Here is a 21012-nt window from a genome sequence, read left to right as displayed (position 1 = left end):
GAAGTCAGCGGCTTCAAGGTCGAACTTAGGTTAGCCTAACCTAAGTTCACTCCGCCTAATCCTGCCCCTCTCGTGACCGCCGTCACTCCTGCTCGCGCAGCTGCTCCTCGCTCAGGCCCTGGCGCCAGTAACCGACGAAGGTGACGCGCCGCCGGTCGATCCCGCGCTCCCCGACGAAGTGCCGGCGCAGCCGCTTCACGCAGCCCGACTCGCCCGCGATCCAGACGTACGGCCTTTCGGCAGCGGGGAGTCGGGCGGCGCGCAGGGCGTCGAGGGCCATGGGGGACCCCTCGACGCCGTCCGTGTCCTGGACCAGCCAGGTGATCTCCGCGTCCGCCTCGGTCGCCAGGTCCTGGATGTTCCCGGCGTCGCGCACCTCCAGCCAGACGCGGGCGCGGGCGCCGGCCGGCAGGGACTCGAGGATCGCCGACACGGCGGGCAGGGCGGTCTCGTCGCCCCAGATCAGCGTCAGGTCGGTGTCCTCGGGCGGGCGGAAGCGGATCGCGCGGTTGTCCGCGACCGCCGGGCCGAGCAGCACGACCCGGTCACCGGCGGCGGCGCGCGCGGCCCAGGCGGACGCGGGGCCGGCCGGGGTGTGCAGCACGAAGTCGACGTCGATCTCGTCGGGGTCGCGGCGCAGGCTCCGCAGGGTGTACGAGCGCATCACCGCCCGTACGTCGTCGGGGAGTTCACGCCACGCCGGCCACCAGCCTTCGCCCAGCTCGTAGGGCACGGAGGGCTCGCTCTGCCCGGGGTGGGGGAGGAAGAGGGACAGCGACTGGTCGCGTCCCTCGGAGAGGAAGTGCCGTAGGTCGTCCCCGGCGAAGGTGACCCGGACCAGGGACGGGCCGAGCCGCCTCGTCCGTACGACCTGCAGCGGGAAGAAACGGAACGGGGCGGCCACGGCCGTAGTCATGTCAGCTGACCTTCTTCGCCTTCTCGATGGCCTCGGCGAGGCTCGTGAGCAACGGCACGCACTTGTCGTAGGACAGGATCGGCTCGGGGTTGCGGGCGATGACCTGGCCGGCCTTCACGGCGGGGAGCTTCTTCCAGGTCGCCTCGGTGATGTCGGCGGGCTGGATGGCGGAGGTCCGGTTGTCCATCATGATGATGTCCGCCGGGTACTTGTCGACGTTCTCCCAGCTCAGCGACTCGTACCAGCCGCCGCCCTTCGCCTTGGCCTTCTCCGAGGGCTCGACGAAGTCCACGCCGAGGGCCTTGAAGTACTCCAGGTCGATGGAGAGGTTGGAGCCGGAGACGTAGAAGAGGTCCTGGCTCGCGGAACCGGCCATCACCTTGATGCCGGGCTTGGCCTTGGCGGCCGCGCGCAGCCGGGCCGCCGCGTCCTCGAACCGCTTCTTCGCCCCGGTCACCTTGCTGGACGTGGTGTCCGCGCCGAGGGACTTGGCGAGCGCGAGCATCCGCTGGAGCGGCTCGGTCAGCTGGCGGTCGTAGACGGAGATGCCGACGCTGGGCGCGCCGAGGGCGAGGATCTTCTTCTTGGACTCGTCCGGGACGTACCAGAGCGTGCCGGCGTCGTCGAACATCGTGGAGATCAGGACGTCGGGCTGGAGGGCCGCGTACTTCTCGATGTTGAACTGGCCCCACTCGTTGCCCAGCACGGTGACCTTGCTGACGTCCATGTCGCCGGCCTGGACGTCGGCCTTGCCGTCCTTGGTCGTCGTCGGGCCGAAGACGCCCTTGGCCTGGATGCCGTAGTCGTGCAGCGCGGCGGCGACGCCGACGAACGCCACGATGGCCGAGGGGACCTTGTCGGCCTTCGCGGTCTCGCCGCGGTCGTCCTTGAAGGACCAGGGGCCGGTCTCGGCGGCGGCCGTCCCGTCGCCGGAGCCACTGCTTTTCGCCTTGTCGTCCCCGCAGGCGGCGAGCGCGGCCCCGAGGCCGAGGGCGCCGCCCGCGGCCAGGATGCCGCGTCGGGTCGGATGGGTGGCACGGGCAAAAGGCATGGGTATGGCTGCTTTCGAACGGGGCGGAGCGCCCGCCGGACACGTCTAAGTGAGGTTAGCCTAACCTCAGCTGATGTCCAGAGGGCGGTCGGCCCCGTCTCCCGGCCCGCCGCTACCCCGCGAGCCCCAACTCCCGTGCGATCAGCATCCGCTGGACCTCGCTGGTGCCCTCGCCGATCTCGAGGATCTTGGAGTCGCGCCACATACGGGCCACCGGGTACTCGTTCATGAAGCCGTAGCCGCCGTGGATCTGGGTCGCGTCACGGGCGTTGTCCACGGCGACCGTGGAGGAGTACAGCTTCGCCAGCGCCGCCTCCTTCTTGAAGGGCGCGCCGGAGACCAGACGGGCGGCCGCGTCACGCCAGGCGAGGCGGGCCGTGTGGGCCTTCATCTCCATGTCGGCGATCTTGAACTGGATCGCCTGATTGGCGCCGATCGGCCGCCCGAACGCATGCCGTTCCTTGGCGTACTTCACCGACTCGTCCACGCACCCCTGCGCGAGCCCGGTGCCGAGGGCCGCGATCGCGATCCGGCCCTCGTCCAGGATGCGCAGGAACTGGGCGTAACCGCGGCCCTGTTCGCCCAGCAGGTTGGCAGCGGGCACCCGGACGTCCTGGAAGGACAGCTCACGGGTGTCGGACGCGTTCCAGCCGACCTTCGAGTACGGCGCCGCGACCGTGAAGCCCGGGGTGCCGGAGGGGACGATGATCGAGGAGATGAGCGGCTTGCCGTCCGGCTTGCGGCCGGTGACCGCGGTGACAGTGACCAACCCGGTGATGTCCGTGCCGGAGTTGGTGATGAAGCACTTGGTGCCGTTGATCACCCACTCGTCCGTCTCCGCGTCCAGCCGGGCCGTCGTGCGCGTCGCCCCCGCGTCCGAGCCGCCGTCCGGCTCGGTCAGGCCGAAGGCGCCCAGGATCTCGCCGGAGCACAGCCGGGGCAGCCAGATCCGCTTCTGCTCCTCGGTGCCGAACAGATGCAGCGGCATCGCGCCCAGGGAGACACCGGCCTCCAGCGTGATGGCGACGGAGGAGTCGACACGGGCCAGCTCCTCCAGCGCCACGCCCAGCGCCAGATAGTCACCGCCCATGCCGCCGTACTCCTCCGGGAACGGCAGCCCGAACAGGCCCATGCGGCCCATCTCACGGACGATCTCGTACGGGAACTCGTGCCGCTCGTAGAAGTCGCCGATCTTGGGCGCCACCACCTCGTGCGCGAACTCCTCGACAGTGCGCCGGAGTTCCTCCAGCTCGGGGGAGAGTCGGTAGTCCATGGCTGTGATCACTGCTCCTGGTGGGAGAGGGCTCGGACGGTGCGGGACGGGCTGGGTCGGCCCAGGTGGTCGGCCATCCACACGCTGGTGGCGACGAGGCGGCCGAGGTCGACTCCGGTGTCGATGCCGAGACCTTGAAGCATCCACACGAGGTCTTCGGTGGCGAGGTTGCCGGTGGCGGACTTGGCGAACGGGCAGCCGCCGAGCCCGCCGGCGGAGGCGTCGACGGTGGTGACGCCGTGCCGCAGCGCGGCCAGGGTGTTGGCGAGGGCCTGGCCGTAGGTGTCGTGGAAGTGCACGCCGAGGGAGGCGCTGGGCACGCCGGCCTCGTTCAGCTCGGTCAGCAGGGCCGACACATGCCCCGGGGTCGCCACGCCGATCGTGTCGCCGAGGCTCAGCTCGTCGCACCCCATGTCGACCAGTGCCCGGCACACCCGTACGACCTGGGCGACCGGCACCGCCCCCTCCCACGGGTCGCCGAAGCACATGGAGAGATAGCCGCGGACGTGCCCGCCCTCGGCCTTCGCCCGCCCCACCACCGGCTCGAACATCGCCAGCGCCTCGTCCACCGTGCGGTTGAGGTTGGCCTTGGCGAAGGACTCGGTGGCGCTGGCGAAGACGGCGACCCGGCGGGCGCCGAGCGCGAGGGCGCGGTCCAGGCCGCGCTCGTTCGGCACGAGCACCGGCAGATCCACGGGCAGGTCCGAGATCCGCGGGAACAGCTGCTCCGCGTCCGCGAGTTGGGGCACCCACTTGGGGTGCACGAAGCTGGTCGCCTCGATCGTCGTCAGCCCCGCGTCGGCCAGGCGGCGCACGAACTCCGCCTTCACCTCGGTCGGCACCGTCGACTTCTCGTTCTGCAGCCCGTCCCGCGCGCCGACCTCGTGGATCCGCACCCGCGGGGGCAGGTCCTGGGCCGGTACGACCATGGGGAGCGTCACTTCGCCTCCTCTGCCGAGTTCTCCAGCGGGGTGATGACCGCGAGCACCTGGTCCATGGCGACCGTCGTGCCCGGCGTGACGTCCAGTTCGGCGACCGTGCCGGCGTGCGGGGCGGAGATGACGTGCTCCATCTTCATCGCCTCCACCACCAGCAGGCTCTGACCGGCGCTCACCTCGTCCCCGACGGCCACCTTCACGACCGTGACCGTCCCCGGCATCGGCGCGGTCAGCGAGTCGGCGCCCGCGTGCGCCGCGTGTGTGAGGGACGCGGCCACGGGGTCGTGGTCCCGCACCTGCCACGCGTCGCCGTCCCGGCCGATCCACTCGCCGGCCCGGTGGAAGGTGTGCCGGACGCCGTCGAGGGTCACGGAGACGGTGTCGTCGGTGACGGTGTGGGCGCCGCGCGGCACGTACGCGACGGGGTCCTGGACCCGCAGGTGGAAGGCGAGCGGCTTGGGCACACCGCCCAGCCGCCAGCCGCTCGGCACCGAGAAGGGGTCCGTCCAGCCCTCACCGCGCGGCCTCAGCGCCTGAAGACGTACGGCTGCCGCGGCCTCGTACACCTCCTCCGGCACCTCCGTGGAGACCAGGTCGTCCACCACGCGCTCCACCAGCCCGGTGTCCAGCTCGCCCGCCACCACCGCCGGATGCGCGAGCAGCCGCCGCACGAACCCCGCGTTGGTCTGCACGCCCAGCGTGACCGTCCCGGCGAGGGCGGCCCGCAGCTTGCGCAAGGCGGTCGCGCGGTCCGGGCCGTACGCGATCACCTTGGAGAGCATCGGGTCGTACAGCGAGCCGACCTCCGTGCCCTCGCTGAGCCCGGAGTCGGTACGGACCCCGTCACCCTTCGGCTCGGCCAGCTTCAACACCGTGCCGCCGGTGGGGAGGAAGCTGCGCGCCGGGTCCTCGGCACACACGCGGGCCTCGATCGCGTGCCCGGTCAGCGTGATGTCGTCCTGCCCGAAGGCCAGTCGCTCACCCGCCGCCACCCGCAGCTGCCACTCCACCAGATCCAGGCCCGTGACCAGCTCGGTGACCGGGTGCTCCACCTGGAGCCGGGTGTTCATCTCCATGAAGTAGTACGAGGAGGGGTCGCCGCCCGGCACGATGAACTCCACCGTGCCCGCGCCCCGGTAACCGCAGGAGCGGGCCGCCTGCACGGCCGCCTCACCCATCGCGGCCCGGGTCTCCTCGTCGAGCAGCACACTCGGCGCCTCCTCGACGACCTTCTGGTGGCGGCGCTGCAGCGAACACTCGCGCTCGCCGAGGTGGACGACGTTCCCGTGGCCGTCCGCCAGCACCTGGATCTCGATGTGCCGGGGCCGGTCCACCCACCGCTCCACGAGCAGCGTGTCGTCGCCGAAGGAGGTACGGGCCTCCCGGCGGGCGGCGGCGATCTCCTCGTCCAGGACGGCGAGGTCCCGCACCAGCCGCATGCCCTTGCCGCCACCGCCGGCCGACGGCTTGAGCAGCACGGGCGCACCCAACGCGCGGGCCGCCTCGGCCAGTTCGGGGTCGCGTCCGCCGGGGACGACCGGCACCCCGGCCGCCCGCACGGTCTCCTTGGCGCGGATCTTGTCGCCCATGAGGGCGATGGCCTCGGCGGGCGGTCCGATGAAGACCAGCCCCGCGTCGGCGCACGCGCGCGCGAAGGCCGCGTTCTCCGCGAGGAAGCCGTATCCCGGGTGGACCGCCTGGGCGCCGCTGCGGGCGGCGGCCTCAAGGAGCCTCTCGATGGACAGATAGCTCTCGGCGGCCGGTGCCGGGCCGAGCCGTACCGCCGTGTCGGCCTCCCGGACGTGCCGTGCGTCGGCGTCCGCGTCGGAGAAGACGGCCACCGAGCGCACGCCCAGCGAGCGGAGCGTCCGGATCACCCGGACGGCGATCTCGCCCCGGTTGGCCACCAGCACTGTGTCGAACATGGGTTCCCTCCCCGTCACATCCGGAAGACGCCGAACTGGGGGTCACCCAGGGGCGCGTTGGCACAGGCGGTCAGCGCAAGGCCCAGCACCTGCCGGGTCTCCAGCGGGTCGATCACGCCGTCGTCCCAGAGGCGGGCGGTGGCGTAGTAGGCGTTGCCCTGGCGCTCGTACTGCTGGCGGATCGGCGCCCTGAACGCCTCTTCCTCCTCCGCGGGCCATTCCTCGCCGCGCGCCTCCAACTGGTCCCGCTTGACCGTTGCGAGGACGGAGGAGGCCTGCTCGCCGCCCATGACGGAGATCTTGGCGCCGGGCCACATCCACAGGAAGCGGGGGGAGTAGGCCCGGCCGCACATCGAGTAGTTGCCCGCGCCGTACGAGCCGCCGACGACGACCGTCAGCTTGGGCACGCGCGTGCAGGCCACCGCCGTCACCATCTTGGCGCCGTGCTTGGCGATGCCGCCCGCCTCGTAGTCCTTGCCGACCATGAAGCCGGAGATGTTCTGCAGGAACAGCAGCGGGATGCCGCGCTGGTCGCACAGCTCGATGAAGTGGGCGCCCTTCTGGGCGGACTCGGAGAACAGGATGCCGTTGTTGGCGACGATGCCGACCGGGTGACCGTGGATGCGGGCGAAGCCGGTCACCAGGGTCTGCCCGAACTCCGCCTTGAACTCCGCGAACCGCGAGCCGTCGACCACGCGCGCGATGATCTCGCGGACGTCGTAGGGGGTGCGGGGGTCGACGGGCACGGCGCCGTAGAGGCCGTAGGGGTCGACCTTGGGCTCGACGGACGGCACGACCTCCCAGGGCAGGGGTCCGCGCGCGGGGAGCGTCGAGACGATGTTCCGGACGATGCGCAGCGCGTGCGCGTCGTCCTCGGCCAGGTGGTCCGTCACACCGGAGACCCGGGAGTGGACCTCGCCGCCGCCCAGCTCCTCGGCCGTGACGACCTCGCCGGTGGCCGCCTTCACCAGAGGCGGGCCGCCCAGGAAGATGGTGCCCTGGTTGCGCACGATCACGGCCTCGTCGCTCATCGCCGGGACGTACGCCCCGCCCGCCGTGCACGAGCCGAGGACCGCGGCGATCTGCGGGATCCCGGCGCCGGACATCCGCGCCTGGTTGTAGAAGATCCGTCCGAAGTGCTCACGGTCCGGGAACACCTCGTCCTGCATCGGCAGGAAGGCACCCCCCGAGTCGACCAGGTAGAGGCACGGCAGCCGGTTCTCCAGGGCCACCTCCTGGGCACGCAGGTGCTTCTTCACCGTCATCGGGTAGTACGTGCCGCCCTTGACGGTGGCGTCATTGGCGACGATCACGCACTCGCGCCCGCTCACCCGCCCGATCCCCGCGATCACACCGGCCGCCGGGGCCGCCCCCTCGTACATCCCGTCGGCGGCCAGGGGAGCCAGCTCCAGGAACGGCGACCCCGGGTCGAGGAGCGTGTCCACCCGGTCGCGCGGCAGCAGCTTGCCGCGCGCGGTGTGCCGCGCCCGCGCCTTCTCGCCGCCGCCGAGCCGGGCCGCGGCCAGCTTGCCGCGCAGCTCCTCGGCGAGCGCCCGGTGCGCCTCCTCGTTGGCCCGCCAGGCCTCCGACGCGGGGTCGGCCGCGCTGTGGAGCTCCGGTGCCTCGTGCATCCTTGCGGTCCCCTCACCCAGTGATCGCCTGTTAATGAGCGTTAACCATCTCCTCCAGGTTAACGACCGCTAACCTCCCTGTCTAGAATTGCCTCCATGGCCACCAGAACCGACGCCCCCACCCGCCGCGAGCAGATCCTCAAGGAGGCCGCGCGGCTGTTCGCCGAGCGTGGTTTCCACGGGGTCGGGGTCGACGAGATAGGCGCCGCCGTCGGCATCAGCGGCCCCGGTCTCTACCGTCACTTCGCGGGCAAGGACGCGATGCTCGCCGAGTTGCTGGTCGGCATCAGCGGGCAGCTCCTGACGGGGGCGAAACGGCGGCTGCAGGAGGCCGACGGGGTGGCCTCGGAGGCGGTCCTCGACTCGCTCATCGAGGGGCACATCGACTTCGCGCTCGACGACCGCCCCCTGATCACCCTGCACGACCGCGAGCTGGACCGCCTCCGGGACAGCGACCGCAAGCTGGTGCGCCAGCTCCAGCGGCAGTACGTGGAGCTGTGGGTGGAGGTGCTGCGCGAGGTCTACCCGGGGCTCGCGGAACCGGCCGCCCGCTCGGCCGTGCACTCGGTCTTCGGGCTGCTCAACTCCACCCCGCACCTGGGCCGCCCGGGTTCACTGCCGGGCCGGGGCGCGACCGCGCAGCTGCTGCACCGGATGGCGAGGGGGGCGTTCGCGGCGGCCGGTACGCAGTGACGGGTGCGTCCGTGTCCCCAGGGGCGGATGAGTCGTCGTACTCATGCCGGGCGGGCCGTCGGCGGGTGATCGTGAAGGCGTCGCCTCACCGACCCTGACTGCGAAGGGCTCTTCCATGGACCTGCTCCGCCCCTCCCTGGACAACTGGATCTCGCGGACCTACCTGGCCGTCGTGGCCGTCACGCTGGTCTTCGTCGGCGTCGACACCCTGTTCGTGTCCCACGCGGACGCCTCGATGTCCGCCGTCGTGCCCGTGCTCCTGACCGCGCCGGAGAGCCTGGTACTCCTGCTGACCCCGGACGGTGTGGACGGCTGGGCCTTCGGTGTGGCCTACGTGGCGGTGATCGCCGTCTCCGCCCTCGCGAACGCCGCCTTCCTCGGCGCCCTGCTCCGCCGCCTCCGTTCCTCTGCGACAGCGTGACGAGCGTTACGGTCCGACTCCTCTGGACGGGTGAACGTACTCGCCGGTACCGTAATCTTCTGAGCAAGCGCTTAGCCATCGGACCGCAACCATCAAGGGAGCAACCCCGACGGCGAGCAACCAGGTACGCGAGAGCGGCGCCGGTTCAGGCGCGGAGAAGGGCGGTGGCGGCGGTGCGCCGTACGGTGTTCAACGAGGATCACGAGGCGTTCCGGGAGACCCTCCGGGCCTTCATCGAGGCCGAGGTCGTCCCGGTCTACGACGAGTGGTTCGCGGCCGGCCAGGCGCCGCGCGACTTCTACTACAAGCTCGCCGAGCTCGGCGTCTTCGGCATCCGCGTCGACGAGGAGTACGGCGGCGCCGGCATCGACTCGTACAAGTTCGAGGCCGTGATGTACGAGGAGACCGCGCGCGCGGGCGTCCAGTTCGGTGGCTCCGGCGTGCACGTGCTGCTCGGCCTGCCGTACATCAAGATGCTCGCCACCGACGAGCAGAAGAAGCGCTACCTGCCGAAGTTCGTCACCGGCGAGGAGATGTGGGCGCTGGCGATGACCGAGCCGGGCACCGGCTCCGACCTCGCGGGCATGAAGACCACCGCCAAGCTGTCCGAGGACGGCACGCACTACGTCCTCAACGGCGCCAAGACCTTCATCACCGGTGGCGTGCACGCCGACCGCGTCATCGTCTGCGCCCGCACCTCGGCGCCCACCGCCGAGGACCGCCGCTTCGGCATCTCCCTGTTCGCCGTCGACACCAAGTCCGAGGGCTACTCCGTCGGCCGCAAGCTCGACAAGCTCGGCCTGAAGACCTCCGACACCGCCGAGCTGGCCTTCGTCGACGTCAAGGTCCCCGTCGAGGACCTGCTCGGCGAGGAGAACAAGGGCTTCTACTACCTCGGCCACAACCTCGCCTCCGAGCGCTGGGGCATCGCCTTCGGCGCCTACGCGCAGGCCAAGGCCGCCGTCCGGTTCGCCAAGCAGTACGTCCAGGAGCGCACCGTCTTCGGCAAGCCGGTCGCCTCCTTCCAGAACACCAAGTTCGAACTGGCCGCCTGCCAGGCCGAGGTGGACGCCGCCGAGGCGGTCGCCGACCGCGCGCTCGAGGCCCTCGACGCCGGTGAGCTCACCCCGGCCGAGGCCGCCAGCGCCAAGCTGTTCTGCACCGAGGTCGCGCACCGCGTCATCGACCGCTGCCTCCAGCTGCACGGCGGCTACGGCTTCATGAACGAGTACCCGATCGCCCGCCTGTACGCGGACAACCGCGTCAACCGCATCTACGGCGGTACCAGCGAGATCATGAAGACGATCATCGCGAAGGACATGGGCCTGTAAGGCCCCCGCAATTACCGGCCCGTAGAAAAGGTGCCATGAACGAGGCACTCCAGGACCTCCTCGATCTGCTCGACCTCGAGCAGATCGAGGAGGACATCTTCCGCGGCCAGTCCCGGTCCGCCGTCGTCCCGCGCGTCTTCGGCGGACAGGTCGCCGCCCAGGCGCTGGTCGCGTGCGGCCGCACGGTCCCCACGGACCGGCACGCCCACTCCCTGCACGCGTACTTCCTGCGGCCCGGCGACCCGGGCGCGCCCATCGTCTACACCGTGGAGCGCATCCGCGACGGCCGCTCCTTCACCACCCGCCGGGTGGTCGCGGTCCAGCACGGCCGGCCGATCTTCTCCCTGTCGGCGTCCTTCCAGACCTACGAGGACGGCCTCGACCACCAGGCCCCGATGCCGCCCGCGCCCGACCCGGTCACCCTGCCCACCTCGCAGGAGCGGCTGCGCGGCTACGACCACCTCGACCCGGGCGTCGTGGAGAAGTTCCTGCAGGCCCGGCAGGCCATCGACCTGCGCTACGTCGAGGAGCCGCCGTACGGGAAGTACGGCGAGCCGCGTGAGCCGCACTCCCAGGTCTGGTTCCGCACCAACGGCAAGCTCGACGACGACCCGCTCCTCCATGTCGTCCTCGCCACCTACGTCTCCGACATGACCCTGCTCGACTCGGTCCTGCTCGCGCACGGCCGCGGCGGCTGGGCGGTGGGTGACGTGGTGGGCGCCTCCCTGGACCACGCCATGTGGTTCCACCGCCCGTTCCGCGCCGACGAGTGGCTTCTGTACGACCAGGAGTCGTCCTCGTCGTACGGCGGCCGTGGCCTCGGGCAGGCCCGCATCTACACGCAGGACGGGCGGCTGGCGATCTCGGTGATCCAGGAGGGCGTGGTCCGGGTCCCCCGCTGACGGCGGACCGTCAGGCCAGGCCCGCCTCCGCCAGCAGGAACGCGGTCATCGGGTCGTAGTGCCGGGGGCTGACCACGTGGTCGTCGAGGGGGACCGTGACCTGCAGGGTTCCCTCCGACTCGCCGAGGAAGAGGGCGGGGTCGTTGCAGTCGGCGTAGCCGACCGAGTCGACCCCGTGCTGTCCGGCGTACCCCGCCCAGCCGTGGTCGGCGACCACCAGGTCGGGCAGCGGGCGGCCCTCCCGCTCCAGCGCCGTGAGGATCGCCTTCATCGGCTCCGGCGAGTGCGTGTGCCACAGCGAGGCGCCGTGCTCCAGCATCGCCACGTCCGCGAACTGCATGACGTACCCCTCGTCCGTCTGCAGTCCCTCCGGGATGACGACGATCTCGCAGCCGGCGCTGCGCAGGGCGTCCGCCGTGGCGCGGTGCACATCGAGCAGGCCGCCCGGGTGGCCGGTGGCGAACAGCACCCGCTGCTGCCCCTCGGCCGCCTTGCGCAGCCGACCCGCCAGCCGCTCCAGCGCGGCCACCGTCAGCTCGGGATCGATGGTGTCCTGGCCGTACCGGTACTCGGGGTCGTCGTTCACGCCGACCCGCTCCGCCATCACCGCGAGCACGTCCTGCTCGTCGCTCCAGCGGTCGCCGAGTTCCAGACCGAGCCAGTAGTGGCGGTCGCCGTTCGCCAGCCTGCGGTAGTGGCTGAGATTGTTCTCGCGGGGCGTCGCGACGTCGCCCGCGATACGGGTCCGGACGAGGTGGTCGACGAGCTCGGCGCGGCTGGGAGTCCCGGGTATCGGCATGTGTCCCATTGTGAGGCAGCCGCCCGCGCCGGTCCCTGGTGTCCCGCACGCTGGGACGTGGGTCACGTACTCATCCGCCTGGTAGGTCCTGCCTATTGCCGCCGCAGCGCGAACCACAGCTCCATGCGTACGTCGGGGTCGTCCAGGTCCGTGCCGAGCAGCGCCGCGCACCGGGCGATCCGCTGCCGCACGGTGTTGCGGTGCACGGACAGGGCGACCGCCGTACGGTCCCAACTGCCGTGCAGGGACAGCCAGGTGCGCAGCGTCTCGGTGAGCGCGGGCGGCTCGGCGATCGGCGCGAGCAGCACACGCGCGTGTACGGCGGCCTCGTCCGCCGGCACCAGGTCCGCGAGCCCCGCCCGCGCACCGTGCCGGACCAACGGAACCCGCCTCGCCCGCGCCCGCGCCAGCGCCCGAGCCGCCTGCGCGTCGGCCACCCCCCACGCCTCCGGCCCCACGACCCCACTGACCCCCAGCACCCACCCGTCCTGAGCCACGACCTCCCGCCCCCCGGGGACGAGAACCCGCACGACCCCCTCCCCGAGATCGACCAGGGACGACCCGAGAGCGGCCCCCAGGGCGGAGGCGGCCATGGGGTCCGGGGCGATCGCGGAGCCCGCAGGCGGGGAGGGCCGATCCAGCGGCGACGGCCGGGAGGGGGCCCGCTCGTCGGAGGGGGGCTTGGGCTGGGGGTTGGTCCGCTGGCCGGAGGGGGTCGTGGGGCGGGCGCCGGGCCGTTCGGCGGAGGGGAGCCTCGTACCGGGGGCGTTCTGCCGGTCGGAGGAGACCGCCGGGCGCGGGCCTGCCGCCCGGTCGGAGGAGACTGTCGGGCGGGGATCTGCCGCCCGGTCCGAGGAGACTGCCGGGCGGGGGCCCGCTGTCTCGCCCCCGAGGGCCGTCGCGCCGGGTGCGTGTGTGGTGGGTGTGGCGTGGACGATCAGCCAGCGTGACGTCCCGCGGTCGTCGCCGAGCAGAGGGGCCACCTCCTCGGGCGCGGCTCCCAGGAGCAGGCGTACGAGGGCCGAGGAGCGGGCCGTTCCGGAGCCGCTCTGGTGTTCGTCGGTGAGGAGGGAGAGCAGGACGGCCGCGACCGAGGCGATCGTGTGGTCGCCGGGTTCGCGGGTGGGGGAGGCGACCCCGAGCGCGAAGCCCCGGCCGGCGCCGAGGGCGTACGCGGCGAGGTGGGTGCCGGCGGAGGAGTCGGTGGCGGAGGTCGGGGTCCCCGGGCCGGTGGGGTGGACGACCTGGGTGAGTTCCGTCAGGGCATCCAGGACGACGTCCGGCAGCGGGCGCCCCGCCGCCGCGACCTCCGCGCCCTCCGGCCCGTACAGCACCGCCCGGCCCCCCACCCGCTGGGCCAGCTGACGCAGGACCGACCGCACCGGATCCGGGCGGGACGCGGCCGCGGCCAGGCTCTGCTGGGCCTCCGTGACCCGGCGGAGTTCGGCGAGCCGCGCCTGCGCCATGAGCTGCCAGACCGCGCGGGCGATCCCGGAGAACGTGGTCCGCGGCGGCACCTCGACGAGCGGCAGCCCGTACGCCTCACAGGCCGCCACCAGCGCCCGCGGCACGGTGTCGTGCACGGGAGCCAGGCCGAACCCGAGGGCCGCGCCGCCCGCCGCGACGATCCGCGACACGTAGTCGTCGAAGTACGTGCCGGTACCGGCGGCCTCCGGCACATGGACCCCGGCTGTCAGCAGCAGCTCCCCGCCCAGCAGATACGGATACGGGTCCGCCATCTCCGAGGTGTGCGCCCAGTGGATCACGATGTCCGGATCGGACGGCCCCGCGATCTGCCGCAGGGCCAGGTCCTCACGGGCCAGCAGGGACGCGAGGGGCACCGGGGGAGTCGGGGGAACCACGGGATCCGGCATGGTGTGCGTACCCTCCACCTCGTACCGCCCAAGTGGATGAAACGTACACTTCGCAGTCGCTTTCCGGCCACCTACTGTCGAGGAAACCCCGCGAAGGAGGCTGCCGTGGCCGTCGACTACACCGTGATCGTCGTCTACCTGGCCGGCATGCTGGCCATGGGCTGGTGGGGCATGCGCCGCGCCCGCTCCAAGAGTGACTTCCTGGTCGCCGGACGCCGTCTGGGCCCGGCGATGTACTCCGGCACCATGGCCGCGATCGTCCTCGGCGGCGCGTCCACCATCGGCGGCGTCGGCCTCGGCTACCAGTACGGCCTCTCCGGCGCCTGGATGGTCTTCACCATCGGCCTCGGCCTGCTCGCCCTCTCCGTCTTCTTCTCCGCCCGCATCGCCCGGCTGAAGGTCTACACCGTCTCCGAGATGCTGGACCTCAGGTACGGCGGCCGTGCGGGCGTGATCTCCGGCGTCGTCATGTGGGCGTACACCCTCATGCTCGCCGTCACCTCGACCATCGCCTACGCCACCATCTTCGACGTCCTGTTCGACATGAACCGCACCCTCGCGATCGTCCTCGGCGGCTCGATCGTCGTCGCGTACTCGACGCTCGGCGGCATGTGGTCGATCACCCTGACGGACATGGTGCAGTTCGTGGTGAAGACCATCGGCGTGCTGCTCCTGCTGCTGCCGATCGCGGTCGTCAAGGCGGGCGGCTTCGGCGAGATGAAGGCCAAGCTGCCGACCTCGTACTTCGACCCGCTGGGCATCGGCGGCGAGACGATCTTCACGTACGTGCTGATCTACACCTTCGGCATGCTCATCGGCCAGGACATCTGGCAGCGCGTCTTCACCGCCCGCGGCGACCGCACGGCCAAGTGGGGCGGCACGGTCGCCGGCACGTACTGCCTCGCCTACGCCCTCGCCGGCGCGGTCATCGGTACGGCGGCCAAGGTGCTGTACCCGAACCTCGGCAGCCCGGACGACGCCTTCGCGACCATCGTCAAGGACGAACTCCCCGTCGGCGTACGGGGACTGGTGCTGGCCGCCGCGCTCGCCGCCGTGATGTCCACCTCCTCCGGCGCCCTGATCGCCTGCGCGACCGTGGCCAACAACGACATCTGGTCGCGGATCCGCGGGAAGGCCAGGTCGGGCGACCACGACGAGGTGCGGGGCAACCGGGCGTTCATCCTGATCATGGGCCTCGGGGTGATCGGCACGGCGATCGCCCTGAACAACGTCGTCGAGGCGCTGACGGTCGCGTACAACCTGCTCGTCGGTGGACTCCTCGTCCCCATCCTCGGTGGGCTGCTGTGGAAGCGCGGCACCGTGCACGGCGCCCTCGCCTCCGTGATCGTCGGAGGTCTCGCGGTCATCGGCCTGATGGCCGGCTACGGCATCCTCGCCAACGAACCCGTCTACTACGGCCTGCTGTCCTCCCTGGTGGCCTACGTCGTCGTGTCCCTGGCGACCAGGCCCACCGACGAGACCGTGCTGGCCACCTGGCGCGAGCGGCTGGCCGGCCGCGGCGCCCCCGAACTCGCGTCCGAGCGGGTTCCGGCCGCCCAGTAGAGTCGTACACCGAAGCAGTACATACGCGATGAAGCGTAGGAAAGAAGGCAATACCCCATGAGCAGCAACGAGACGCCCCGCGGCCCCGTCGACTCCTCCCGGATCCCGCGGTACGCCGGGCCCGCCACCTTCGCCCGGCTGCCCCGCCTCGACGAGGTCGGCCGTACCGATGTCGCCGTCGTCGGGGTGCCGTTCGACTCGGGTGTCTCCTACCGGCCGGGCGCCCGCTTCGGCGGCAACGCGATCCGTGAGGCGTCCCGGCTGCTGCGGCCCTACAACCCGGCGCAGGACGCGTCCCCGTTCGCCCTGGCGCAGGTCGCGGACGGCGGGGACATCGCGGTGAACCCCTTCAACATCAACGAGGCCGTCGAGACGATCGAGGCCGCCGCCGACGAACTCCTCGGCACCGGCGCCCGGTTGATGACCCTCGGCGGCGACCACACCATCGCCCTGCCGCTGCTGCGGTCGGTCGCGAAGAAGCACGGCCCGGTCGCGCTGCTGCACTTCGACGCCCATCTCGACACCTGGGACACGTACTTCGGCGCCGAGTACACGCACGGCACGCCGTTCCGCCGGGCGGTGGAGGAGGGCATCCTCGACACCTCGGCGCTCTCCCACGTCGGCATCCGCGGCCCCCTCTACGGCAAGCAGGACCTCACCGACGACGAGAAGATGGGCTTCGGCATCGTCACCTCGGCGGACGTCTACCGCCGGGGCGCCGACGAGGTGGCCGACCAGCTGCGGCAGCGCATCGGCGACCGTCCCCTCTACATCTCCATCGACATCGACTGCCTGGACCCGGCCCACGCGCCCGGCACCGGCACCCCCGAGGCGGGCGGCATGACCTCCCGCGAGCTGTTGGAGATCCTGCGCGGTCTGGCCTCCTGCCACCTGGTCTCCGCCGACGTCGTCGAGGTGGCCCCGGCGTACGATCACGCGGAGATCACGTCGGTGGCCGCGTCCCACACGGCGTACGAACTGACCACGATCATGACCCGCCAGATTGCCGAGGCCCGCGCGAAGTGACCCACGACCACGACCTGGAACTCCGCCCGACGCCGGCCCAGACGGAGGCCGCGCTGAACCCTCCCCCCGGCCGCAACGGCGGGGACCTGGTCGTGGAGACGCTGGCGGGGCTCGGCGCGACGACCGTCTTCGGGCTGCCCGGCCAGCACGCGCTCGGCATGTTCGACGCGCTGCGCCGCTCCGACCTGCGGTACATCGGACTGCGGGTGGAGAACAACGCGGGGTTCGCGGCGGACGCGTACGGCCGGATCACCGGCGAGGCGGCCCCGCTGCTGCTGTCGACGGGCCCGGGCGCGTTGACCTCGCTCGCCGCGCTCCAGGAGGCGGCCGCGGCCTCGGCGCCCGTGCTGGCGATCAGCAGTCAGATCCCCAGCGCCGGTCTGGGCGGCGGCCGGCACGGCTATCTGCACGAACTCCCGGACCAGGCTGCCTCGTTCCGGGGCGTGGTCAAGTCCGTCCACACCGTGCGCACCCAGTCCCAGATCCCGTCCGCGATCGCGGCGGCCTGGAAGTCGGCGCTGACGGCCCCGCACGGCCCGGTGTGGGTGGAGATCCCGCAGGACGTGCTGCTGGCCCAGACGCCCGTCCCGGTGGTCACGGCGGTGGACGCGACCCCGGACGACCTTCCCCCGCGGCCCGAACTCACCGCCGTGGCGGCCGACTTGCTGTCCCGGGCCGGCCGCCCGGCGATCATCGCGGGCGGAGGAGTGGTCCGCGCGGACGCATCCGGCAAGCTCAGGCAGCTTGCGGAGACGCTTCAGGCGCCCGTCGTCACCACTCCCGGCGGCAAGGGCGCCTTCCCGTGGAAGCACCCCCTGTCCCTCCAGTCCTGGATCGAGGACCGGCACACCACGGACTTCCTCGAGGACGCGGACGTCGTGCTGGTGGTCGGCTCCGGCCTCGGTGAACTCTCCTCCAACTACCACACGTTCAAGCCCCGCGGCCGGCTGATCCAGATCGAGGCGGACCTCGGCAAGCTCGAGTCCAACCACCCGGCGCTGGGCATCCACGCGGACGCGCGCCTCGCGTTGCAGGCGTTGCTGGAGACGGTGTCCCCGAGGGAGGACGCCGGGGCGCCCGAGCGGGTGCGCACGGTCCTGGCCAAGGTCGCCGACCGTATCGCCTCCCAGGAACTCACCCTGGAGCAGGACGTGTTGGCGTCGGTCCGCGAGGCGCTCCCCGCCGACTCCCCGTCCTTCTGGGACATGACGATCCTGGCGTACTGGGCCTGGTCGGCGTTCGACGCCAAGGGCCCCAACCGCATGCACACCGCCCAGGGTGCCGGCGGCCTCGGCTACGGCTTCCCGGCGGCCCTGGGCGCGGCGGCCGCGGACCCGACGACCCCGGTCCTCGCGGTCTCCGGTGACGGCGGAGCCCTGTACTCCGTCGCCGAGTTGGCGACCGCCCGCCAGTACGACCTGAACGTCACCTGGCTGATCGTCGACGACGGCGGCTACGGCATCCTCCGCGAGTACATGACGGACGCCTTCGGCGAGGCCACGGCGACGGAACTGACCCGCCCGGACTACGTGGCCCTCGCCGAGTCCTTCGGCGTCCCGGGGATCCGCACGACCCCCGAGACCCTCGAATCCGACCTGACGAAGGCCCTCAGGTCACCGGGCCCGTCGGTGGTCGTACTCCCGGCGGTGCTGCGGATGTTCGCGCCGACGCATCTGTAAGTCTCTTGAAACGGTAAAGAAAGTCCCATAGGTTTCCCCCTGTCCCTGCTGCACAGCATGGGCACATCAATTTCATAGCGGGCTCTGGGGAGAGCCCGGGGGGAGACAAGGGCATGACCAACCCTTGGTTCCGGCGGCTTCGTGCTGCCCGGACGCTCGGTGTGCTGCTCGGCGGCGCCGTCGTCCTGGGCGCGTTGCCCGCCGTCACCAGTCCGGCCGACGCGGTCGGCAGTACACCGGCCTCGGCCGAGGCGGCCGCCTTCCAGCTGGCCGCCGACACCGGGAAACCGGTGGAGATCGTTCAGCGCCGTACCGAGGACGAGCTCGTCTTCGCCAACCCGGACGGCAGTTTCACCAGCGAGACCAGTGTCCAGCCGCAGCGGGTACGGCGCGCCGACGGCGGCTGGGAGAAGGCCGACGTCACGCTGGAGCGGCGGGCCGACGGCACCGTGGGCCCGAAGGCGGCCGTCGTCGACCTGGCCTTCGCGGGCGGCGGTTCGACCGACTTGATCACCCTCGGCGACGACGGCAGGTCCTTCACCCTGCGCTGGCCCAGGCCGCTGCCCGAGCCGGTCCTGGACGGCGACACCGCCGAGTACCGCGAGGTGCTGCCGGGCGTCGACCTGCTGGCGAGCGCGACGGTCACCGGGTACTCGTACGTGCTGAAGGTGAAGACCCGCGAGGCCGCGCACAATCCTGAGCTGGCCCGACTGCGGCTGCCCGTACGGTCGCAGGGCCTGGACCTGACCACCGGTCCGGCCGGTGGACTGCAGGCGGTGGACGCCTCCGGCGAGCGGCTCTTCGGTGGCCAGGCGCCCAAGATGTGGGACTCCGCCACCGCCGCCGAGGAGCTCCCGGCGGACGCCGTACCGGCCTCCGGCTCCGGCGCCCCCGTCGAGGCCGCGCCCGACGCCGCCGCGAAGATCGCCGACATGGACCTGGACGTGACCGCGTCCGCCGTCACCGTCGAGCCGGACGCTTCCGTGCTGGCCGCCTCCGACACCGACTTCCCGGTCTATCTCGACCCGGAGGCCGGCATGTCCAAGAGCGAGTGGCTGTACGTCTCCAGCGCCCACCCGAGCACCGAGTTCCACAAGTTCAAGAAGGACGAGGGCGTCGGGCGCTGCTCGTACGAGTCCATCGGCGGCACGTACTACGTGTGCAGTTCCTCGCCGTACACCAACCGCATGTACTTCCAGTTCGACACCTCCGGCTGGAAGGACCGCACCATCTCCAAGGCGGTCTTCGAGGTCTACGAGACCTTCTCCTTCTCCTGCCAGAAGAGCACCGTCAACCTGCACGCGGTCGCCGAGGGCGGTGTCGACTCCGCCACCAACTGGAACAACAAACCCAAGGACGGCGACCTGATGGTCGACCGCACGGTGGCCTACGGCCGCGGCGACAGCTGCAGCCCCGACGCGCCGCCCAGCTGGGTCGACTTCCAGGACAACCCCGACGAGAGCAACGAGAACCTCACCGCCACCGTCCGCAAGAAGGCCAAGGCCGAGGATCCCGTCGCCTTCTCGCTGCGCGCCGCCGACGAGGACGACGCCAACTCCTGGAAGCGGTTCCGCGGCGACAACGCCAAACTCGTCGTCACGTACAACACCACCCCGGGCAAGCCGTACAACGAGCGGCTGACCAACCCGGAGGAGAAGACCTGCACGACGGACAACACCAAGCGCCCCTGGATCCGTGACGACACCCCGACCATGGCGGTCAACGGCACCGACGCCGACTCCTACAGCGACGGCACCGGCCAGAACCTCACCGCCACCTTCCGCGTCTGGGACCAGGTCGACGGCCGGCCCATCGTCTACGAGGGCAGGGACGGCCCGCAGAACGAGGGCGTCTTCGAGGAGAACATCCCCGTCAGGGAACTCACCCACGGCCACGGCTACAAGTGGCACGCCCAGCTCTACGACGGATCCACCGGCAAGCTGCAGGACTCCGGCTACTCGGACTGGTCCGACTGGTGCGAGTTCGTGGTCGACGTGAAGCCGCCCACCACCAAGCCGCTCGTGACGGCGGCGGACGGCGAGGCCGACCTCCCGGTGGGCGCCAGGCGGCACTTCACCCTCTCCGCGAACGGCAACGCCGACCCGGTCTTCAAGAACGACGTGGAGTACTACGAGTGGGACCTCGGCAGCGACACCCCCGGCCGCCGGGCCACCCCCGCGAGCCTCGGCGGTGACGCCGCCATCGAGGTGCCGACCTCCACCTTCGGACCGAACGTCCTCTACGTCCGCAGCGTCGACCAGGCCGGCAACCGCGGCCCGTTGGAGAAGTACGTCTTCACCGCGGACCGGGCCTGCCCCGACGCCCTGGCCGACACCTGCGCCGCCGCCGTCTACGGCCTCGACCAGTCCTCCGGCTCCACCGCCCCCGACACCTCCGGTCACGACCGCGACCTCACCGTCAAGGGCGCCGACTGGGTCGCGGGCAACCACTCCGCCACCGAGGCCGGCGACAAGGCCCTGCGCTTCAACGGCAGCAGCGACTACGCCACCGCCGCCTCCGCCGTCCACACCGGGCAGGCGTTCACCGTCTCGGCGTGGGTGCGGCCGACCTCGCTGAGCGAGAACATCTCGGTGATCAGCCAGGCCGGCACCAGCGGCAACGGCCTCAACCTCTACTACTCGACGGCCTACAAGCGCTGGATCTTCGGCCGTCACCTCGCCGACAAGGACGGCTCCGACCTCGTCCGCGCCATGGCGACGAGCGAGCGCCCGCCGACCGTCGGCAAGTGGACCCACCTCGCCGGAACCTACGATCCGGCGGCCCGGAGGTTCACCCTCTACGTCGACGGCGAGGAACAGGGCAGCGCCACCGTCACCGGCGTCTGGAACGCCACCAAGGGCCTGAACATCGGCCGCGCCCAGTACGACGGCACCTGGCGCGACTACTTCGCCGGCGACATCGACGACGTACGCCTGGTGCCCGGCCTGCTCTCCGGCGCGGAGATCCACCGGCTGGCGAACGACTAGCCG

The 21012-nt window shown here is 71.5% G+C and carries 16 protein-coding genes; 8 read left to right on the top strand and 8 right to left on the bottom strand.

What is annotated here, in order from left to right; all coding sequences use genetic code 11:
• Nucleotides 1-82 precede the first annotated feature (82 nt).
• From ABZZ74_RS20825 to ABZZ74_RS20800, 6 genes are all read right to left on the bottom strand, one after another.
• Nucleotides 83-916, bottom strand: coding sequence for a siderophore-interacting protein (locus ABZZ74_RS20825; RefSeq protein WP_356766943.1), 834 nt, complete (start codon nt 914-916; stop codon nt 83-85).
• A gap of 1 nt (nt 917) precedes the next feature.
• Nucleotides 918-1967: an ABC transporter substrate-binding protein gene (locus tag ABZZ74_RS20820; RefSeq protein WP_356766941.1), complete on the bottom strand. Its 1050-nt coding sequence runs from the start codon at nt 1965-1967 to the stop codon at nt 918-920.
• Between the two features lie 112 nt (nt 1968-2079).
• The gene (locus tag ABZZ74_RS20815; RefSeq protein ID WP_356766939.1) at nt 2080-3240 is read right to left on the bottom strand and encodes an acyl-CoA dehydrogenase family protein; all 1161 of its coding nucleotides are present in this window, start codon (nt 3238-3240) and stop codon (nt 2080-2082) included.
• An 8-nt stretch (nt 3241-3248) separates the two neighbouring features.
• Nucleotides 3249-4181: a hydroxymethylglutaryl-CoA lyase gene (locus ABZZ74_RS20810; protein ID WP_356766937.1), complete on the bottom strand. Its 933-nt coding sequence runs from the start codon at nt 4179-4181 to the stop codon at nt 3249-3251.
• A complete protein-coding gene (locus tag ABZZ74_RS20805) occupies nt 4178-6103 on the bottom strand; it encodes a biotin carboxylase N-terminal domain-containing protein (RefSeq protein ID WP_356766935.1) in 1926 nt (641 codons plus the stop codon). Before ABZZ74_RS20805 ends, ABZZ74_RS20810 begins: the two co-directional genes overlap by 4 nt.
• 14 nt (nt 6104-6117) lie before the next feature.
• Nucleotides 6118-7734 (bottom strand): carboxyl transferase domain-containing protein, encoded by a 1617-nt coding sequence (locus ABZZ74_RS20800; protein WP_356766933.1) that lies wholly within the window; start codon nt 7732-7734, stop codon nt 6118-6120.
• A gap of 96 nt (nt 7735-7830) precedes the next feature.
• Between ABZZ74_RS20800 and ABZZ74_RS20795 the strand changes: the two genes are divergently transcribed.
• From ABZZ74_RS20795 to ABZZ74_RS20780, 4 genes are all read left to right on the top strand, one after another.
• Nucleotides 7831-8427: a TetR/AcrR family transcriptional regulator gene (locus tag ABZZ74_RS20795; protein WP_133040781.1), complete on the top strand. Its 597-nt coding sequence runs from the start codon at nt 7831-7833 to the stop codon at nt 8425-8427.
• A gap of 115 nt (nt 8428-8542) precedes the next feature.
• Nucleotides 8543-8848, top strand: a complete 306-nt coding sequence (locus ABZZ74_RS20790; RefSeq protein WP_356766931.1) for a hypothetical protein — start codon at nt 8543-8545, stop codon at nt 8846-8848.
• Between the two features lie 173 nt (nt 8849-9021).
• Nucleotides 9022-10179 carry an acyl-CoA dehydrogenase family protein gene (locus ABZZ74_RS20785; protein WP_133040782.1) on the top strand — a complete coding sequence of 386 codons (1158 nt, stop codon included), beginning with the start codon at nt 9022-9024 and terminating at the stop codon, nt 10177-10179.
• Between the two features lie 35 nt (nt 10180-10214).
• Entirely contained in the window at nt 10215-11081 is an 867-nt protein-coding gene (locus ABZZ74_RS20780) for an acyl-CoA thioesterase II (protein WP_356766929.1), read from the top strand.
• A gap of 10 nt (nt 11082-11091) precedes the next feature.
• Here ABZZ74_RS20780 and ABZZ74_RS20775 read toward each other — a convergent pair whose 3' ends face one another.
• A complete protein-coding gene (locus ABZZ74_RS20775) occupies nt 11092-11880 on the bottom strand; it encodes a phosphatase (protein ID WP_356766927.1) in 789 nt (262 codons plus the stop codon).
• A 92-nt stretch (nt 11881-11972) separates the two neighbouring features.
• Nucleotides 11973-13754, bottom strand: coding sequence for a helix-turn-helix domain-containing protein (locus tag ABZZ74_RS20770; protein WP_356766925.1), 1782 nt, complete (start codon nt 13752-13754; stop codon nt 11973-11975).
• 105 nt (nt 13755-13859) lie between these two features.
• Here ABZZ74_RS20770 and ABZZ74_RS20765 point away from each other — a divergent pair, with 105 nt between their 5' ends.
• The 4 genes from ABZZ74_RS20765 (at nt 13860) to ABZZ74_RS20750 (ending at nt 21009) form a co-directional block, all read left to right on the top strand.
• Nucleotides 13860-15317, top strand: a complete 1458-nt coding sequence (locus ABZZ74_RS20765) for a sodium:solute symporter (protein ID WP_356766923.1) — start codon at nt 13860-13862, stop codon at nt 15315-15317.
• A gap of 57 nt (nt 15318-15374) precedes the next feature.
• Entirely contained in the window at nt 15375-16343 is a 969-nt protein-coding gene (speB, locus tag ABZZ74_RS20760; protein WP_208782201.1) for an agmatinase, read from the top strand.
• On the top strand, nt 16340-18022 hold the full coding sequence (locus ABZZ74_RS20755; RefSeq protein WP_356766920.1) for a thiamine pyrophosphate-binding protein: 1683 nt from the start codon (nt 16340-16342) through the stop codon (nt 18020-18022). The genes speB and ABZZ74_RS20755 overlap by 4 nt, the downstream gene beginning before the upstream one ends.
• Before the next feature lie 113 nt (nt 18023-18135).
• Nucleotides 18136-21009, top strand: a complete 2874-nt coding sequence (locus ABZZ74_RS20750; RefSeq protein ID WP_356766918.1) for a LamG-like jellyroll fold domain-containing protein — start codon at nt 18136-18138, stop codon at nt 21007-21009.
• Nucleotides 21010-21012: the final 3 nt, after the last annotated feature.

The organism is Streptomyces sp. NPDC006476, from assembly GCF_040612015.1.
In the GTDB taxonomy this organism is placed as follows: domain Bacteria; phylum Actinomycetota; class Actinomycetes; order Streptomycetales; family Streptomycetaceae; genus Streptomyces; species Streptomyces griseorubiginosus_B.
This window is presented reverse-complemented; position numbering and strand designations above follow the sequence as displayed.

What these genes read in the sequence shown, in the direction of transcription:
- ABZZ74_RS20775 (WP_356766927.1), bottom strand. Translation starts at nt 11,880, where the DNA reads ATGCCGATACCCGGGACTCCCAGCCGCGCCGAGCTCGTCGACCACCTC.
- ABZZ74_RS20820 (WP_356766941.1), bottom strand. Translation starts at nt 1,967, where the DNA reads ATGCCTTTTGCCCGTGCCACCCATCCGACCCGACGCGGCATCCTGGCC.
- ABZZ74_RS20805 (WP_356766935.1), bottom strand. Translation starts at nt 6,103, where the DNA reads ATGTTCGACACAGTGCTGGTGGCCAACCGGGGCGAGATCGCCGTCCGG.
- ABZZ74_RS20780 (WP_356766929.1), top strand. Translation starts at nt 10,215, where the DNA reads ATGAACGAGGCACTCCAGGACCTCCTCGATCTGCTCGACCTCGAGCAG.
- ABZZ74_RS20790 (WP_356766931.1), top strand. Translation starts at nt 8,543, where the DNA reads ATGGACCTGCTCCGCCCCTCCCTGGACAACTGGATCTCGCGGACCTAC.
- speB (WP_208782201.1), top strand. Translation starts at nt 15,375, where the DNA reads ATGAGCAGCAACGAGACGCCCCGCGGCCCCGTCGACTCCTCCCGGATC.
- ABZZ74_RS20825 (WP_356766943.1), bottom strand. Translation starts at nt 916, where the DNA reads ATGACTACGGCCGTGGCCGCCCCGTTCCGTTTCTTCCCGCTGCAGGTC.
- ABZZ74_RS20750 (WP_356766918.1), top strand. Translation starts at nt 18,136, where the DNA reads ATGACCAACCCTTGGTTCCGGCGGCTTCGTGCTGCCCGGACGCTCGGT.
- ABZZ74_RS20815 (WP_356766939.1), bottom strand. Translation starts at nt 3,240, where the DNA reads ATGGACTACCGACTCTCCCCCGAGCTGGAGGAACTCCGGCGCACTGTC.
- ABZZ74_RS20800 (WP_356766933.1), bottom strand. Translation starts at nt 7,734, where the DNA reads ATGCACGAGGCACCGGAGCTCCACAGCGCGGCCGACCCCGCGTCGGAG.
- ABZZ74_RS20770 (WP_356766925.1), bottom strand. Translation starts at nt 13,754, where the DNA reads ATGCCGGATCCCGTGGTTCCCCCGACTCCCCCGGTGCCCCTCGCGTCC.
- ABZZ74_RS20795 (WP_133040781.1), top strand. Translation starts at nt 7,831, where the DNA reads ATGGCCACCAGAACCGACGCCCCCACCCGCCGCGAGCAGATCCTCAAG.